General features: G+C 77.4%; 15 protein-coding genes. 7 read left to right on the top strand and 8 right to left on the bottom strand.

The window, feature by feature from the left end:
• Positions 1-314: 314 nt before the first annotated feature.
• Complete coding sequence (locus tag ABT238_RS13820; protein ID WP_350757456.1) at positions 315-809, top strand: YbaK/EbsC family protein; 495 nt, start codon at positions 315-317, stop codon at positions 807-809.
• A gap of 66 nt (positions 810-875) precedes the next feature.
• On the opposite strand, the gene ABT238_RS13815 is transcribed toward ABT238_RS13820, so the two are convergent.
• Positions 876-1,088 (bottom strand): hypothetical protein, encoded by a 213-nt coding sequence (locus ABT238_RS13815; RefSeq protein ID WP_350569845.1) that lies wholly within the window; start codon positions 1,086-1,088, stop codon positions 876-878.
• A gap of 302 nt (positions 1,089-1,390) precedes the next feature.
• Complete coding sequence (locus tag ABT238_RS13810) at positions 1,391-2,806, bottom strand: MFS transporter (RefSeq protein WP_350569843.1); 1,416 nt, start codon at positions 2,804-2,806, stop codon at positions 1,391-1,393.
• 119 nt (positions 2,807-2,925) lie between these two features.
• On the opposite strand from ABT238_RS13810, the gene ABT238_RS13805 reads away from it, so the two are divergent.
• On the top strand, positions 2,926-3,609 hold the full coding sequence (locus ABT238_RS13805; RefSeq protein WP_350757453.1) for a helix-turn-helix domain-containing protein: 684 nt from the start codon (positions 2,926-2,928) through the stop codon (positions 3,607-3,609).
• A 40-nt stretch (positions 3,610-3,649) separates the two neighbouring features.
• Here the strand turns inward: ABT238_RS13805 and ABT238_RS13800 are convergent, their stop codons facing one another.
• Positions 3,650-4,831, bottom strand: coding sequence for an NAD(P)-binding protein (locus ABT238_RS13800; protein WP_350569840.1), 1,182 nt, complete (start codon positions 4,829-4,831; stop codon positions 3,650-3,652).
• 245 nt (positions 4,832-5,076) lie between these two features.
• On the opposite strand from ABT238_RS13800, the gene ABT238_RS13795 reads away from it, so the two are divergent.
• Positions 5,077-5,691 (top strand): helix-turn-helix domain-containing protein, encoded by a 615-nt coding sequence (locus ABT238_RS13795; RefSeq protein WP_350569838.1) that lies wholly within the window; start codon positions 5,077-5,079, stop codon positions 5,689-5,691.
• A gap of 262 nt (positions 5,692-5,953) precedes the next feature.
• Here the strand turns inward: ABT238_RS13795 and ABT238_RS13790 are convergent, their stop codons facing one another.
• Positions 5,954-7,378, bottom strand: coding sequence for a LuxR C-terminal-related transcriptional regulator (locus ABT238_RS13790; RefSeq protein ID WP_350757450.1), 1,425 nt, complete (start codon positions 7,376-7,378; stop codon positions 5,954-5,956).
• A gap of 168 nt (positions 7,379-7,546) precedes the next feature.
• On the opposite strand from ABT238_RS13790, the gene ABT238_RS13785 reads away from it, so the two are divergent.
• On the top strand, positions 7,547-8,503 hold the full coding sequence (locus ABT238_RS13785) for an NADP-dependent oxidoreductase (RefSeq protein WP_350569835.1): 957 nt from the start codon (positions 7,547-7,549) through the stop codon (positions 8,501-8,503).
• Positions 8,504-8,674: 171 nt separating this feature from the next.
• Positions 8,675-9,409: an MIP family channel protein gene (locus tag ABT238_RS13780; protein WP_350569833.1), complete on the top strand. Its 735-nt coding sequence runs from the start codon at positions 8,675-8,677 to the stop codon at positions 9,407-9,409.
• Positions 9,410-9,507: 98 nt separating this feature from the next.
• Here ABT238_RS13780 and ABT238_RS13775 read toward each other — a convergent pair whose 3' ends face one another.
• Genes ABT238_RS13775 through ABT238_RS13760 form a run of 4 tightly spaced genes read right to left on the bottom strand, consistent with a single transcriptional unit; the run spans position 9,508 to position 13,630 of the window.
• Entirely contained in the window at positions 9,508-10,206 is a 699-nt protein-coding gene (locus ABT238_RS13775; protein ID WP_350569831.1) for an ATP-binding cassette domain-containing protein, read from the bottom strand.
• Between the two features lie 8 nt (positions 10,207-10,214).
• On the bottom strand, positions 10,215-10,946 hold the full coding sequence (locus tag ABT238_RS13770) for an ABC transporter ATP-binding protein (protein ID WP_350757447.1): 732 nt from the start codon (positions 10,944-10,946) through the stop codon (positions 10,215-10,217).
• Entirely contained in the window at positions 10,943-12,988 is a 2,046-nt protein-coding gene (locus ABT238_RS13765) for an ABC transporter permease (protein WP_350757445.1), read from the bottom strand. The genes ABT238_RS13770 and ABT238_RS13765 overlap by 4 nt, the downstream gene beginning before the upstream one ends.
• A gap of 12 nt (positions 12,989-13,000) precedes the next feature.
• Positions 13,001-13,630: a hypothetical protein gene (locus tag ABT238_RS13760; protein WP_350569826.1), complete on the bottom strand. Its 630-nt coding sequence runs from the start codon at positions 13,628-13,630 to the stop codon at positions 13,001-13,003.
• A 79-nt stretch (positions 13,631-13,709) separates the two neighbouring features.
• On the opposite strand from ABT238_RS13760, the gene ABT238_RS13755 reads away from it, so the two are divergent.
• Together ABT238_RS13755 and ABT238_RS13750 are read left to right on the top strand one after the other, a co-directional pair.
• Entirely contained in the window at positions 13,710-14,333 is a 624-nt protein-coding gene (locus ABT238_RS13755; protein ID WP_350757442.1) for an MTB12 C-terminal domain-containing protein, read from the top strand.
• Positions 14,324-15,694, top strand: a complete 1,371-nt coding sequence (locus ABT238_RS13750) for an ABC transporter substrate-binding protein (RefSeq protein WP_350569824.1) — start codon at positions 14,324-14,326, stop codon at positions 15,692-15,694. Before ABT238_RS13755 ends, ABT238_RS13750 begins: the two co-directional genes overlap by 10 nt.
• Positions 15,695-15,715 lie beyond the last annotated feature (21 nt).

The following is a 15,715-nucleotide window of genomic DNA, read 5'->3' as shown; positions in this document are numbered from 1 at the left end:
GGCGAGGACGAGCAGTGCCGTCCGCAGTGACAGGCGCGGACGACGCCTGCGGGGGGCCTTCGGCGTCGGGGGCCGCCGATTCGCACGCGCGCGCAGAGCTGACTCCTTGGGGCTGGCGGCCGGCCCGGTGAGGGCCGCACCGACCGGGGCACGGGCTTTATGACGAGGCGATACTAGTCATACGGTGTGTTAGGAGTGAAAGCCCGTTCGATCTTCGGGCGGTGCACACACAGGTCCTTGACATCGCCGAAGCACGGGGTTCACGGCCCCGCCCCGGCGGCGCGCACGCCCCCGACGTGCGGCAGGATGGGGCGATGACCGACGACAGCACCCTGCCCGCCCGCAGCCGGGCGGTCGCCGACGCGCTCGCCGAGGCCGGCCTGCCCGGGGAGATCCGCGTCCTGCCCGACTCCGCCCGCACCGCCGCCGAGGCGGCCGCCGCCCTCGGCTGCGAGGCCGGCGCCATCGCCAGCAGCCTGGTCTTCGTCTGCGACGGCGCGCCCCTGCTCGTCATGACCAGCGGCGCCCACCGCGTCGACACCGGGCACCTCGCCCGGGAACTGGGCACCGGCCCGATCACCCGGGCGAGCGCCGCCCAGGTCCGCGAGGCCACCGGCCAGGCCATCGGCGGGGTCGCCCCCGTCGGTCACCCGGCCCCGCTGCGCACCGTCGTCGACACCGCCCTCGCCGGCCACGAGGTGCTGTGGGCCGCCGCCGGGCACCCGCACACCGTGGTGCCGATGACGTACGAGGAACTGCTCAAGCTGACCGGCGGGTCCCCCACGACGGTGGCCCCGCCGCAGGAGTAGCGGCGGGGCCGGTCCTCCCGGCGGCCGTGCGCCGCCGGGAGGACCCGCGGATGCTCGTGCGAGCGGCTACCAGAGCTTCTGGAACTCGAACAGGTCGGCCTTGAAGGAGGTCTGGACGACGTGGGATCCGGAGGTGGCGCCGTCCACCGAGAGCCAGCGGTTGCTGTGCCTGACCCAGACCGAACTCAGGTTGGTGCCCGGCATCTTCCGGATGAAGAACATCTCGCTCTGCGAGTAGTTGCACGGCTCGTCGAGCAGCCAGTTGCCGTCCTCGGCCATGCCGCGGTCGATGCCGAGGCACCAGTGGCGCGCGGCGGCGGGTCGGCCTGGGCGGGGGCGGCGGTGAGGCCCAGCCCGGCGACGGCGACGAGGGCGGCCGTCCCCGCGGTGAGGGCGGTGCGCCGGCGCGAGGGGGAAGGCGTCATGAGGAGGTCCCTCCGGTAGGGGGCGTGGTCCTGGCGTGACCACCGGAATCCTCGGGTGCGCCCCGGTGCCCTTTCCACCCCACGAATCTGGGGGGAGACCGGCGCCGGCGCTTGTTCTCGGCCGGGGCACCACCGGGGCGGCCCCCTCGGGGGTGCTCAGGGGCGCTGACGGGCGGCGCGGGCGACCAGCAGCAGGAACAGGCCGCAGGCCGTGACCACCAGCCAGCCCGGGCGGGAGGCCGCGGTGAGCCCGGCCGGGCCCGTGCCCGCGACCAGGCCGCCGGCGACCGCGATGCCGACGGCCGACCCGAGCTGGCGGGCCGTCGAGGTGATCGCCCCGGCCACCCCCGCGCGCTCGGCCGGCAGGCCGCCCACGGCGGTGTTGGTGATCGGCGCGTTGGCGAAGCCGAAACCGGTGCCGAGCAGGAGGTTGGCGGCCAGCAGCAGCGGCACGTCGGCCGCGCCGCCGGACAGGAAGGTGCGCAGCAGCAGGAGCGCGCCGCCGGCCGCGGTGGACCAGGCCGCGAGCAGCAGCGGCCGGCGCGGCCCGCCCCGGCTCACCAGCACCCCGGACAGCGGCGCGCACACCGTCGCCCCCAGTGCCATCGGCAGCGCGGCCAGCCCGGCGGCGAGCGGCGTCCACCCCCGGCCGTGCTGCAGCTGGAAGGTGGTGAGCAGCAGACTCACCGTCAGCGCGACGAACACCGCCACCGCGCCCAGCACGGCCGTGCCGAACACCGGCCGCCGGAAGAGCCCGAGGTCCATCAGCGGTTCGGCCCGGCGGCGCTCGGCCAGGACGAAGCCGGCGCCGGCCGCCGCCGCCAGCGCGCACCCGGCGAGCACCCACGGCGAGGCCCAGCCGAGCCGCGGTCCCTCGATCAGCACGGCCACCGCCGCCGCCACCGCCGCGATGAGCAGGACCTGGCCCGGCAGGTCGAGCCGGCGGGCGCGCGGCGCGCGGGACTCCGGCACGACCAGCGCGCTCAGCACCACGGCGAGAACCACCACCGGCACGTTCACCCAGAACACCGACCGCCAGCCGAACGCCGCGACCAGCGCCCCGCCGGTCACCGGCCCGGCCGCCATGCTCAGCCCGAACACCGACGCCCACACGCCGATCGCGCGGGCCCGCTCCCGGGGGTCGGGCATCGCGTTCACCACGATCGCCAGCGCCACCGGGCTGAGCATCGACGCGCCCACCCCCTGCAGGGCGCGCGCCGCGACCAGCACGCCCGTCGACGGCGCGAGCGCGCAGCCGAGGGAGGCGAGGCCGAACACCAGCAGGCCGCACTGGAAGACCCGGCGGCGCCCGAAGCGGTCGGCGAGCGCGCCGGCCGTGATCAGCAGGCCGGCGAGGACGACGGTGTAGGCGTCCACGATCCACTCCAGACCGCGGGTGCCCACGTGCAGGCCGCGTCCGATCGCGGGCAGGCCGACGTTGACGATCGTGGTGTCCAGGCCGACCAGGAACAGGCTCAGCGCGCAGACGGCGAGCACGGTCCAGCGCCGGCGGGCGTCGAGGAGGGGCGCGGGGGGCGGCGCGGTCGTCGCCGTCGCGGTGGTGCTGCTCATGGGGCGGCCTTCCGGTCGGTTCGTGGTCACGGCGCGCCCATGCTGGGGCCGGGCGGGGGCGGCGGCCCAGCGTCCTTGCGGAAACCGCAAACCGGTCGGCGGGAGGCAGAATCGGCCCCATGGACGCCGACCCCACCGCGACCGGGCCCGTCGCGAGCGACCCCACCGCGACCGAGCCCGTGACGACCGAGCCCGTGACGGCCGAGCCCGTCGGGCCCGACGACGTCGGGATCGACGACGTCGCGCGGACCATCGCCGCGATCGGGCCCCGGCTGCGCGCGCTGCGCCTGGGCCGCGGCCTCACCCTGGACGCCCTCGGCGCGGCGACCGGCATCTCGGTGAGCACCCTCTCCCGCCTGGAGTCCGGCCACCGCCGCCCCACCCTCGACCTGCTCATCCCGCTCGCCCGCGCCCACCGCGTCGCCCTGGACCACCTGATCGCCGCCCCCGCCACCGGCGACCCCCGCCTCCATCTGCGCCCCCGCCACCGCGACTCCGGCAGCGTGCTCGTCCCGCTCACCCAGTACCCGGGGCGGGTGCAGGTCTTCAAGCAGGTCCTCGCCCCGCGCGAACCCAGGCTCGTCAGCCACGCCGGCTACGAGTGGCTGTACGTCCTCGCGGGGGAGCTGCGCCTGCTCGTCGGGGACCGCGACCTCACCCTCCGCCCGGGCGAGGCCGCCGAGTTCGACACCGCCGAACCCCACTGGTTCGGCCCCGCCGGTGCCGAGGCCGTCGAGATCCTCCACCTCTACGGCCCCCACGGCGACCACGCCGTCCTGCGGACCGGCTCCGCCGGCGCGTAGCGGGGCGGGCCGTCGGCGCGTGGAGGCGTCGCGGGGCCGTTCAGCGGGCGGAGCCGGTGCGGGAGCGGGGGAGGCGGTGGGGGGAGTGGCGGGCGAGGGCGAGGGAGACGGCTTCGAGGGCGCTGGCGAAGGAGACCTCGCTCAGCACGCCCGGCGCGGCGACCTGGTCGCCGACGAGGTAGACGTCGTCGCCGCGGTCGACGGCCGGCCGGTCGCGCCAGGTGGTGCCGGGCCGGTCCACGGCGCCGGTGCGGCCGGCGGCCACGGCGCTGCGGCGCCACAGCACACGCTCGGCCCAGCCCGGGAAGCCCAGGTCCAGCAGGTGCTCCGCCCTGGCCAGCCCGGACTCCCTCGACTCCGCCGGAGCCAGCGGCAGTTGGGCCTGGACGAGCTGCTCGCCGGCCGGGGCCAGACTGTCGTCCTGGGTGGTGAAGCGCTCCACCCAGCCGGTGCGGTCGAGGTCCGAGACGAAGAAGGCGTCACCGCGCCGCGACCGCAGGGCCACGTCCAGCAGCAGCGTCCGGCCGCTCTCCCCGCACAGGGTCGGATCGCCGAGCAGCTGGCGCGCCGACTCCAGGGAGGTCGCGACGACGATCGGGTTGTTGCTCGGCGGCAGCGCCTCCAGCCGGGAGCCGGTCTCGATCCGCACGCCCAGCTCCCGGGCCCGGGCGGTCATCCGGTCGATCACCGACTGCCAGCCGCCCACCGGGTACACCGCCTCCGGCGGCAGGCTCGCGGCCCGGCGCAACCGCTCCTGGGTGAACGCCGCCGACAGCAGCCCCGGATCGTGGTGGAAGGTCGCGACGGCCGCGAAGCTGGCCGCCGCGCGGGCCGTGCGCTCGCCCGCCACCTCGCTCGCCCAGCCCAGGAAGGTCCGGCCGACCGGCGCGTCCCGGCGGGCCGCCAGCCGGGACAGCGCCAGCGGCGGCAGGGCGCGCGGGCGGTCGTCGAGGAGGTAGCGGGTGCGCAGCAGCGCGCCCAGCGGGATCCGGGCGAGCGGGCCGACCAGCCCGCGCTGCCGCAGCCACGCCCAGTGCGGGCCGCGCCGGTAGAAGGCGTGCGGCCCCTCGTTGGCCCGGTACGGCGCCCGCGTGGTGCGGGCCCGGCCGCCGAGCCGCCGGTGCGCCTCGTGGAGCGTCACCTCGGCGCCGGCCTCGGCCGCCGAGATCGCCGCCGTCAGACCGCCGAAGCCCCCGCCGATGATGGTGAGCCGTCGCGCCATGTCCGGGTCCTCCCTGTTCGTCCGTCCACGGCCGGGCCGGCCGCGAACGCTGTCGACAGGGAGACGACGCGGCCCGCCCGGATGTGACAGCCCTCCACCGCGCCCCCGCTGACCAGGACGTTCCACGAGGTGTTGCCGTCGCGCCGTGCGGCGGCCACGGAGTACGGCCCCGGGCTGCCCACCGTGCCGGGCCAGAGCGGGAGGCCGCGTTGCCGCAACCGGGACGGCCTGGTTCGATCGGGCGCATGGACCAGGACGCCAACCCCGAGATCGCCGCCACCCTGCGCCAGATCGGCCCCCGGCTGCGCCGCCTGCGCGAGCGCAAGGACATGTCCCTGGCCGACCTCGGCCAGGCCACCGGCATCTCCAAGAGCACGCTGTCGCGGCTGGAGTCCGAGCAGCGCAAGCCCAGCCTGGAACTCCTGCTGCCGATCGCCGCTGCCCTCGGCGTCCCGCTGGACGAGATCGTCGCCGCCCCGCGCGTGCAGGACCCGCGCGTCCACCAGCACCCGGGGCGGGCCGACGGGCGGGTCTTCGTCCCGCTCTCCCGCCACCGCACCGAGCCCCGGGCGTTCAAGATCACCATCCCGGCGGCCCAGCAGACCCCCTCGCTCGCCACCCACACCGGCCACGAGTGGCTCTACGTGCTCTCCGGTCGTCTGCGGCTGCTGCTCGGCGAGCACGACGTCGTCCTCGCCCCGGGCGAGGCGGCCGAGTTCGACTGCCAGAACCCGCACTGGTTCGGCTCCACCGGCGCGGGGGACGTCGAGGTCCTCAGCCTCTTCGGCAAGCAGGGCGAGCGCCTCCACCTGCGTGCCCGCAGCCGCCCGAAGAGCGCGAAGGGGGAGGGGGAGGCGTGAGGGCGGGTCCGTCGGTGAAGCGGTGGCGGCGCGTGGCGGCGGCCCTCCGGGCGGCGCCGGAGGTGGCCGGGGCGCCGTGACGCTCCTGCTCGGCGGCGGGCGGGACGACCCGCCGACCGGTCCTCGCCCGGCCCGGTGATTCCGGCCGCGCGGTTCTCGCCCCACCTGCCCGAGCCGTGCGCCCGCCCGGGCCCCCTCTGCGCCGTCGCCACCGCCGCCCGCCCCTGAGGGCACGGGGCGCCGCACGCGGGGCGGTCGCGGGTCAGGAGGCGGCGTGCAGGGCGGCGGCCGGGTGCGCGGTGGAGGGCAGGCCGGCGCGGTGGGCGAGGGCCGCGGCCTCGCCCCGGGAGGCGACGCCGAGCTTGGCCAGGATGTTGGCGACGTGGAACTTCACCGTGGACTCGCTGATGTGCAGGGCGTGGGCGATCTCGCGGTTGCGCCGGCCCCGGGCGAGCTGGTCCAGGACCTCCAGCTCCCGCGGGTGCAGGCCCTCCAGCGGGTCGGCCGGGCCCGCGCCGTCCGTCTCGGGGGCGGCCAGCGGCAGGTCGACGGTCACCGTGGTGCCCCAGCCCGGGACGGCGTCGACCGTCAGGGCGCCGGCCAGGGCGGCGATCCGGTCGGCGGTGCGGTGGACGGCCAGCGCGTCGGCGCCCAGCAGGCCGGGGCCGTCGTCCCGGACGACCGCGCGCAGGCCGTTGCCGATGAACTGCCAGCGCACGTGCAGCCGGCCCAGGCCGTCCTGCTCCAGCATGGCGAGCACGGCGGAGCGCACGGCGGCGCGGGCGGCGTGCGCGGTGTCGGCGGGCACCGAGCGGTCCCCCTCGGCCGGGGCCAGCAGGTCCAGCCGGACCGGGCTGTGCCGCAGCAGCGGCCGGAGCGCGTCGGCGAGCCGGGCGAAGGCGGTGGCGGCCGGTTCCTCGCTCAGCTCGCGGTCGAGGTCGGCGGCGCCGCGCAGGTCGAGCAGCGCGGTCACGGCCAGCTCGGTGGCGGTGCGCCGGGCGGTGGCGTCGTCCAGGGCGGCGGAGCGCAGCGGCGCGAGGATCGCGGAGAGGGCGGAGGCGTGGGCGCCGCCGAGTTCGGCGATGGCCCGCGCCCGGGCGCTCGCCGAGGCGCGCGAGGCGGCGGCCTGCGCCGGTGCGGCGTCCACGGCCCGGTGGTGGGAGTGCGTGGCCAGCAGCTCCCAGAGCTGTTGCAGCACGCGCAGCGGCCGCTCGGGCAGCGGCGCCGGGGGACGGCCCGGCCCCGCCACGGTCCGCGCCCGGACCAGCACCAGCAGCGCGCCGTCGGTGCCGGGCGGCGCCGCCGCCACGGCGACCGCCGGGCGCGGGCGCCCGCCGAGCACCGCCTCGCCCTGCCAGGGGCGGCCGGGCGTCACCTCCCTCGCGAGCCGGGCCAGTTCGGCGCCGGTGATCCGCGCGGACAGCTCCTCGGCGCCGGAGGCGCTCGCGGGGGTGTGCGTGCAGATCCCGCTCAGCTGGGCCAGCGCGATGTGCGGGACGAGTCCGGCGAGCACCTCGGAGATCCTCGGCATCAGCCTCGCCCGGGGTGTGCGCAGCACCTCGGCGGTGAGGGCCAGGGCACCCTCCGGGTCGTCCCAGGACCACCCGCCGGGCCCCGCCGGCCCGTCGCCGGCGCCGTCCCTGTCGTTGGCGCCGTTCCCGTCGTCGCCGCGCGGCCGCTCCGTCATGGCGACCAGCGTAGTGTGCGCCGCTCCCCGCCGGCCTGGCCGAACGGCCGGGTGGAACCGTCCGAACGGCTGGGCGCCCGACCCCGCCGCCGGTACCAGGCTGGAGCCGTCACCGGGAGCGCGGCGGTCGCCGAACTCCCCCGGAACGAAGGAACGGTGGGCATTCCCATGAGCAACCCCTCGGACACCCGCACCCTCCCGGCCAAGGCGATCGGCTTCTCCGAGTTCGGCGGGGTGGACGTCCTGCGGCCGATCGGGATCGAACTGCCCGCGCCCGGCCCCGGGCAGGTGCGGATCACCGTGCGCGCCGTCGGCGTCAACCCGCTCGACCACAAGGTGCGGTCCGGCTCGCTGACCGCGCTGTTCCCGGTCGCCTTCCCCGCCGTCCCCGGCTACGAGGTCGCGGGCGTGGTGGAGTCGGTCGGCCCGGACGTCACCGAGTGGCGGGCCGGCGACGAGGTGCTCGGCGCGGTGCACGGCGGCGGGTACGCGGAGTACGTCCTGGCGCGGGCGGACCGGCTGGTCCGCAAGCCGGCCGCGCTCGGCTGGGCGCAGGCCGCGGCGGTCCCGGCGGCCGCCGAGACCGCCTGGCGCTCGCTGGACCTGCTGGGCGCCGAGCCCGGCCACACGCTGCTGGTGCACGGGGCGGCGGGCGGCGTCGGCACGCTGCTGCTGCAGTTCGCGCGGGCCCGGGGGATCCGGGTGATCGGCACCGCGAGCGAGGCCAACCACGCGTACCTGCGCGAGCTGGGTGCCGTGCCGGTGACGTACGGCGCGGGGCTGGCCGAGCGGGTCCGCGCCCTCGCGCCCGGGGGCGTGGACCGGGTGCTGGACGCGGCCGGGACCGGCGTCCTGCCGCTGTCGGTCGAGCTGGCGGGCGGCGCCGAGCGGGTGCTGACCATCGCCGACTGGCAGGGCGCCGAGCAGCACGGGGTCCGTTTCACCGGCGGCGAGGCGACCGCCACCTACGACCGTCCGGCGCTGCACGGCGCGCTCGGCCTGTTCGCGGCGGGCGCTCTGACGCTGCCGCTGCACCGGGTTCTGCCGCTGGCTCAGGCCGCCGAGGCGCAGGCCGAGAGCGCGCGCGGCCACCTGAGGGGCAAGATCGTCCTGATCGTGAACTAAGAGCCGATTGGTCCGATTTTCACTCCTTTGGAATACTTCAACGCTCGGAACCCCCGTGATCACGGGGATCACCCGGTCGGTCGACCCTGCGCCCGCTCCCGCGGACGCTGGGCCGACCGGGTGTGCGGGCGGCGCCAGGCCGTCCGTACGGACGAGGTCTGGAGGACCCGGATGGACAGGCTGGACAGGCGCGCGGTGGTCGGCGAATTCCTCGGAACGCTGTTGCTGGTGCTGCTGGCGGTGGGCGCGGCGGTACTGGCGGGGGACGCCATCGGCTCGGTGGGCATCGCGCTCGCGTTCGGCTTCGTGCTCCTCGCGCTCGCCTACGCGCTCGGGCCGATCTCCGGCTGCCACGTGAACCCGGCGGTGACGCTCGGCTTCCTGCTCGCCCGCCGGATCGACGGCCGCACCGCGGTGTCGTACTGGGTCGCCCAGGTGCTCGGCGGCATAGCGGGCGCGGCCCTGGTGCTGCTGCTCGCCAAGCAGGTCCCGGGCCTGGAGACGCACGGCAAGCTCGGCACCAACGGCTGGGGTGACCGCTCCGCGGTCCACATCAACGCCGGCGGCGCCTTCCTCACCGAGGTCGTGCTGACCTTCCTGCTGGTCTACGTCGTCCTCGCCGTCACCCACCGGCTCGCCGTCACCGGCTTCGACGGCCTGCCGATCGGCATGGCGCTGGTCGTCGTCCACCTGGTCGGCATCCCGCTCACCGGCACCTCGGTGAACCCGGCCCGCAGCCTGGGCCCGGCCCTGTTCGCGGGCGGCCCGGCGCTCTCCCAGCTGTGGCTGTTCCTGCTCGCCCCGCTGATCGGCGGCGCCCTGGCGGCCGGCATGCACCTGCTGACCCACCCCCAGCCCAACCTCCCCGTCGCCGAGGCGCTCGCCACGGACGCGCGGGCGCTGTAGGGGCCGGTCCCCGGGGGGTGAGGGTCCGCGGCAGGCGCCACGAAGCCTGCCGCGGACCCTTCTGTCGTCGAGCGGCCCGCCCCGCGCCGGGGAGGCGATCACCGCGGCGCGTCCGGGGGTGTTCCCGTCTCGGCGGGCTCCCCGGAGAAGGTGAGCTCGCCGCGGTGCAGGACGTGCACGGCGGCCGCGGGGGCGAGAGCGGGCGGGAGGGTCTGCGCGGTCAGCACCACGGTCCGGCCGGTGGCGGCGGACGAGGACAGCAGGTGCGCGTGCAGCCGGGCGGCGACGGCCGGGGCCAGCCCCCGGTCCGGCTCGTCGAGCAGCAGCAGGGTCGGTGCGGTGGTCAACGCCCTGGCCACGGCGACGAGTTGCTGCTGGCCGCCGGAGAGCGTGCCGGCCGGGCGGGGCAGCAGCGCGGCGAGTTCGGGGAACAGCGCCAGCGCCTCGCGCGCCGGGCCGCCCCGCGCCGGGCCGCCCCGGGTGGGGGCGGCGAGGGCGAGGTGCTCGGCGACGGTGAGCGAGGGGAACACGGCGCGCTCGGCCGGCACCAGCGCGAGGCCGAGCCGCACCCGCTGGTGCACGCCGAGCGCGGTGACGTCCCGCCCCCGCCACACCACCCGCCCGGCGGCCGGGCGCACCAGCCCCGCCAGCGCGTGCAGCACGCTGGTGCGGCCGGAGCCGTTGCGGCCGAGCAGCACCGTCACCCCGCCGGACGGCACGGCCAGGTCCACCCCGTGCAGGGCCTCCAGCGGGCCGTAGCGCACCCGCACGGCCAGCAGGGCGACTTCGGCGGACATGGGCGTCCTCACCGGCCCCAGGCCCGGACCACCCGCGGGTCGGCCAGCACCGCCGCCGTCGGGCCGGCGGCGACCACCCGGCCGTCGGCCATCGCGTAGACGGTGTCGGCGAGTTCGGAGACCAGGTCGGGATCGTGCTCGACCAGCACCAGGGCCATGCCGTCGTCGGCCAAGCCGCGCAGAACGGTGAGCAGCCGGGCGGTCTGCGCGGTGTCCAGGCCCGCCGCCGGCTCGTCCAGCAGCAGGACGCGCGGCCCGCCGGCCAGCGCCCGCGCCAGCTCGACCAGCCGCAGCACGCCCGTCGGCTGCCCGCCGGCCGGCTCCGCCGCCACCGCCTCCAGCCCGAACACGGCGAGCGCGCGGGCCGTACGGTCCCCGGCCCTGCCGGGCCGCTGCTCGGCGCCGACCCGCACGTTGTCCGCCACCGACAGCGTCGGGAACACGGCGATCTGCTGGAACGTGCGGGCCAGCCCGAGCCGCACCCGCGCGTGCACCGGCAGGCGGGTGACGTCCCGGCCGCCGAGCAGCACCCGGCCCGCGTCCGGGCGGGCGGTCCCGGCGAGGCAGTCGAACAGCGTGCTCTTCCCCGCGCCGTTCGGCCCGATCAGCCCCGTCACCCGCCCCGGCGCCGCGACCAGGTCGACCCCGGCCACCGCCTCGATCCCGCCGTAGCGGCGCACCACCCCGCGCGCCGTCAGCCGGGCGGCCGGCGGTGCGGAGCGCGGACGGGGCCCGGTCACGGCCCGGCCTGCCCGCCGGACGCCCGGCGGGCGGCGATCAGCGCCCGCACCCGCCGCCCCGCCGGGGTCAGCCGGCCGGTGGGCCCGGCCGACGAGGGCGGCGGCGGTGGCGTGGGCGGCGGGGCGCCGGCCCGGGCCGCCCCGGCCGTGGCGAGGCCGGCCAGACCACCCGGCAGCCGCCCGATCGCGGCCGCCAGCGCACCGACCGCGACCGCCGACACCCCCGCCACCGTGCCCGCGTCCAGTCCGGTGATCAGCGCCGCCGCCAGCACGGCGGCGAGCGCGCTGTCGGCACCCGCGACGACCACGGCCGCGAACCAGAGCAGCCCGCGCACCGGGTCGAACGCCGCCGGGTCGAAGGCGCGACCGGCCATGCCCATCAGACCGCCGCCGAGCGCCGCCAGCGCCGCGCCCGCCACGAAGGCGAACAGCTTGAGCCCCGGCACGTTCACCCCCGCCGCCGCGGCCCCCGGCTCGTGGTCGCGCAGCGCGCTCAGCGCCCGGCCGGTGCGCCCGCCGTGCAGCGCCCGCACCACGGCCGCGCCCAGACCGAGCAGCAGCAGTTCGGCGAGGTAGAAGGCGCGGTCGCCGGCCAGGAACGCCGGCCGGTCCAGGACCAGCCCGGTGGTGGCGTACGGCTGCTGGAAGACGAAGCGGCTCAGCGTCGTCCCGACCGCGAAGGTCACCAGCGCCAGCGCCAGGCCGCGCCGCCGGATGGCCGGCCAGCCGGTGAGCAGCCCGAGCGGCGCGGTGACCAGCACGGCGAACAGCAGCGCCGGCGCGGCCGGCAGGGCGGGCAGACCGGGGACCCGCCCCGACATCAGCAGCGCCGTCCCGAGCGCCCCCAGCCCCGCGTACCCGGCCTGGCCGAGCGAGATCTGCCCGCCGTACCCCGTCACCACCACGATCGACAGCAGCACCAGCGCCAGCGCCGGCACCAGCAGCGCGCCGCGCAGGTCGTTGCCGCGAAAGCCCAGCGGCAGCAGGAGCAGCACCAGGCAGACCGCCCGCGCCGCCCGGCCGCCCCGCCCGCCGCGGGCCCGCGCCGGCGGGACGTCCACGCCGCCGCGCCCGCCGGTGAGCCCGGGGCCGGCCAGCAGCGCGGCGACCAGCAGCGCCACCACGAACAGGTTCGCCTGCACCGCCTGCACCAGCGGCAGCAGCTGCCCGGCCGGCCGGAACCGGGTCAGCTCCGCCTGCAGCACGCCCAGCCCCAGCCCGGTCACCACCGCGACCGGGATGCTGCGCAGCCGGGCCGCCACCGCGACGGCCATCGTCTCCATCACCAGCAGCGGCAGCCCGTACGGGTCGAGCAGCAGGTACGGCGCGAGCGCGATGCCGACCAGCCCGGCGGTGAACGAGCCGAACGCCCACCCGGCCGCCGACACCCGGTCGGCGTCCACCCCGGCCAGCTCGGCGAGCCGCCGGTCGTCCACCACCGCCCGCAGCCGCAGGCCGAACGGCGTGAACCGGGTGGTCGCCCCGACCGTCAGGGCGAGCACCAGGATCGCGGCCAACTGCGCCACCGTGTCCGGGCGCAGCGTGTGCCCGCCGGGCAGCACGAGCGGCCCCCCGCCGAACGGCGAGGGCGCCCCGCCCACCGGCGCGGCGCCCCACACCAGCACCACCACCCCGATGAGCAGCACGAACACGCCGAGTCCGGCCACCATCGTCTCGGCCGCTCCCGCGCCGCGCCGCTGCAGCGGCCGGTACACCAGCACGTCCAGCAGCACCCCGAGCGCGGGCGCCACCAGCAGCAGGCAGCACGCGACGGCCGGCCAGACGGGCCACTGCCGCTCGACGACCAGGTCCCGCAGCAGGTAGGCGACCAGCATGGCCTGCGCGCCCTGGGCGAGGTTGAGCACGCCGGTGGCGCGGTGGCAGACGACAAGGCCGATGCCGCTGAGCGCGGCGGCGCTGCCGACGGTCAGCCCGGCGAGGGCGAGGTCGACGGTGAGGCCGGCCGAGTCGAGGCCGACGGAGTGGAGGGCGGCGGGGTGGAGGCCGACGGAGTGGAGGGCGGCGGCGTGGAGGGTGCTCATGGGCCGGCCGCCTCAGCCGGTCGGCGGGCGGGGATCGCCCGGACGGGTGGTGGGGCCGGCGGGGTTGCCGCCGGGCGGATCCGGGTCGCAGAGCCGGCAGGGGGTGAGCCCGCGGTCCCGGACGGCGGCCGCGTCGACCGGGGCGGCGGCGGGCTTGCCCGCCACCAGCGGGCAGTCCGGGCGGTGGTAGAGCGTGCCCCCGGGGACGGCCAGCGGGGGGCCGGCGGGCTCTTCGCCGTCCGCCGTGACCGCGCTGCCCTCGGCGTCGGCGGTGCCGGCGGTGCCCTCGGTGTCGGCGGGCTCGACGAGCAGGGCGTACAGGTGCGCGATCCGGCGGTCCGTGGGCGTGGGCGTGGGTGTGGGCGTGCGCGTTCGCCCGGGCGGGCGCAGGGCGGCCAGGACGGCGCCCGCCACGATCAGCGCCGCACCCGGGACGGTCGCCGAGGCCAGGTACGGGACCTGCTGCTCGACGAAGCGCTCGCCGGACACGCCGTACCAGCCCAGCACGCAGAGCACCGCGCCCACCGCGACCAGCGCCCAGCCGGCCCACCCGCCGCCCTCCCGCGCCGAGCGCAGCGCGCGGGCCACCGCGCCCTTCGCGCGGTTCGCGGTGCTCCGTCGCCCGGATTGCGATTCGTCCATGGATCCGCCTTGATGGTGTCACCTGCGACGTTTCCAGGAACGGCCTGGAACAGCATCCGGAGCGAGGGACACCATGCACGTGAGCCAGAGCGGTACCCGTCGGCTCGGCGGCCCCGTCCCGCGGTCGGCGGGCGCCCTGCTCGCGCTGCTGCTGGTGGTGGGCACGGTGGCGGCCTGCGGCAGCAGCGGGTCGGAGTCCTCGACGGCGAGCCCCTCGCCGCCCGCCGCGACCACGACGGCCACGGCGACCGGCACCGCGACCACGACCGCCACCACGACCGCGACCGCGACGGCCACGGAGACCGGGACCCCGAGCCCCGGGGCGACCGCGCCCGCCGACCCGGCGGCGGCCACCACCGCGGTCACCGACAACTGGCAGAAGTTCTTCGACCCGACCACCCCGATCCCCGAGAAGGCCTCGCTGCTCCAGAACGGTGACGTGCTGCTCCCCGTCCTGGAGGGCTTCGCCCAGGACCCGCGGGTCGGCCAGGTGAAGGCCAGGGTCACGAACGTGGCGTTCACCTCCCCGACCGAGGCCACCGTCACCTACGAGCTGTCCCTCCAGGGCAGCGTGGTCGAGCCCGCCGCGACCGGCCGGGCGGTGCTGGAGAACGGCACCTGGAAGGTCTCCCGCTCGACCCTCTGCGGCCTGCTGGTCCAGGCCGGCGGTGCCACCGGCACCCCGGTCCCCGGATGCGGCTGACCCCCGCCACCGCCGTCCGGGCGCTCGCCCTCGCCCTCGCCCTCGCGCTGCTCGCCGCGGCGGCCGGTTGCGGGAGCCGGCTGCCGCCGAGCGCCTTCGGCGCCCGCCCCACCACGGCGGGCGCCACCGGGGCGGGGAACGGCAACCCGGCCTCCGACACCGGAGTCACCCCGACCGAGATCCGGATCGGCATCGTCACCTCGCTGACCAGCCCGGTCGGCAGCGAGGTGTTCAGCGGACCCCGCTACGGAGCCCAGGCCTTCTTCCAGTCCCTCAACGACCACGGCGGCCTGCACGGCCGCACCGTCAAGCTCGTCACCTGCGACGACGGCGGCAGCGGCATCGGCAACCAGGACTGCGTGCACCGGCTGATCGACCAGTCGCACGTCTTCGCCCTCGTCTCCGGCAGCGTCCTCGACTACGCGGGCGCCCCCTACGTCAGCGGCAGGGCGGTGCCCGACGTCGGCGGCCAGCCGATCGGCACCGCGTACGACCGCTGGCCGCACCTGTACGGCATCTACGGCAGCGCCGCGCCGCGCGACGGGCACGCCGTCGGCTGGAACGGCACGCTCTACCAGTCCACCGAGGTGTTCCGCTTCTTCAAGGAGCGGCTGGGCGCGACCAGCGCCGCCGTGGTCGCCTACAACCAGGCCGACTCCGCCCGCTACGCCGCCCAGCTGCGCACCGGCCTGGAGGCCGAGGGCTACCGGGTGCTCACCCAGACGGTGGACTTCGCGCTGCCGAACTTCCAGGCGGTGGCCGCGGCCGTCCGGGCGGACGGCTCACAGCTGCTGTTCGACGCCATGGACACCCGGGGCAACGCGGCGCTCTGCCGCTCCCTGGACGAGGCCGGCGTGCGCGTCACGGCCAAGGTGACCAATGTGCAGAACTGGTCGGAGTCCGTGCGCACCGACTACCAGGCCTCGCCCACCTGCCGCAACGCGCTCTGGGCCACCTCGTCCTCGCTCAACTACGAGGACGTCGGCCACCCGGCGGTGGCCGACTTCCGCGCGGCGATGGCCCGCTCCTACCCGGACCGCGAGCCGCTGCTGTCGGCCTGGGAACTGGAGGGCTGGGCGGGCGCGCAGTGGCTCGCCGACGCGATGGACTCCTGCGGCGCGGAGCTCACCCGGGCCTGCGTGGAACGGTTCATGAACCGCCCCGAGCCCTACGACGCGCACGGGCTGCTGCTGCCCGCCGACTTCGTCCCGAGGCCGCCGCCGACCGGGCCCACCCGGGCCTGCCTGAACGCGGCCCGCTGGCAGGACTCGGCCGAGGGCGGGCGCGGCGGCTGGGTCACCCAGGTGGAGTCCATGACCACCACCTGCTTCGACGTGCCGCAGCTGCCCTACAAGCCGTGAGCCCGCCCTGAGGGCCTCTGC

Origin of the sequence: Kitasatospora sp. NPDC001527, assembly GCF_040298605.1 — a bacterium.
GTDB lineage: Bacteria > Actinomycetota > Actinomycetes > Streptomycetales > Streptomycetaceae > Kitasatospora.
Note: the sequence above shows the minus strand (reverse complement) of the source record. Positions and strands in the feature narration are given on the sequence as shown.

Bases quoted from the DNA above. Each gene is read 5' to 3' on its own strand.
- ABT238_RS13820 (WP_350757456.1), top strand. From the start codon at position 315: ATGACCGACGACAGCACCCTGCCCGCCCGCAGCCGGGCGGTCGCCGAC.
- ABT238_RS13815 (WP_350569845.1), bottom strand. From the start codon at position 1,088: ATGGCCGAGGACGGCAACTGGCTGCTCGACGAGCCGTGCAACTACTCG.
- ABT238_RS13810 (WP_350569843.1), bottom strand. From the start codon at position 2,806: ATGAGCAGCACCACCGCGACGGCGACGACCGCGCCGCCCCCCGCGCCC.
- ABT238_RS13805 (WP_350757453.1), top strand. From the start codon at position 2,926: ATGGACGCCGACCCCACCGCGACCGGGCCCGTCGCGAGCGACCCCACC.
- ABT238_RS13800 (WP_350569840.1), bottom strand. From the start codon at position 4,831: ATGGCGCGACGGCTCACCATCATCGGCGGGGGCTTCGGCGGTCTGACG.
- ABT238_RS13795 (WP_350569838.1), top strand. From the start codon at position 5,077: ATGGACCAGGACGCCAACCCCGAGATCGCCGCCACCCTGCGCCAGATC.
- ABT238_RS13790 (WP_350757450.1), bottom strand. From the start codon at position 7,378: ATGACGGAGCGGCCGCGCGGCGACGACGGGAACGGCGCCAACGACAGG.
- ABT238_RS13785 (WP_350569835.1), top strand. From the start codon at position 7,547: ATGAGCAACCCCTCGGACACCCGCACCCTCCCGGCCAAGGCGATCGGC.
- ABT238_RS13780 (WP_350569833.1), top strand. From the start codon at position 8,675: ATGGACAGGCTGGACAGGCGCGCGGTGGTCGGCGAATTCCTCGGAACG.
- ABT238_RS13775 (WP_350569831.1), bottom strand. From the start codon at position 10,206: ATGTCCGCCGAAGTCGCCCTGCTGGCCGTGCGGGTGCGCTACGGCCCG.
- ABT238_RS13765 (WP_350757445.1), bottom strand. From the start codon at position 12,988: ATGAGCACCCTCCACGCCGCCGCCCTCCACTCCGTCGGCCTCCACCCC.
- ABT238_RS13760 (WP_350569826.1), bottom strand. From the start codon at position 13,630: ATGGACGAATCGCAATCCGGGCGACGGAGCACCGCGAACCGCGCGAAG.
- ABT238_RS13750 (WP_350569824.1), top strand. From the start codon at position 14,324: ATGCGGCTGACCCCCGCCACCGCCGTCCGGGCGCTCGCCCTCGCCCTC.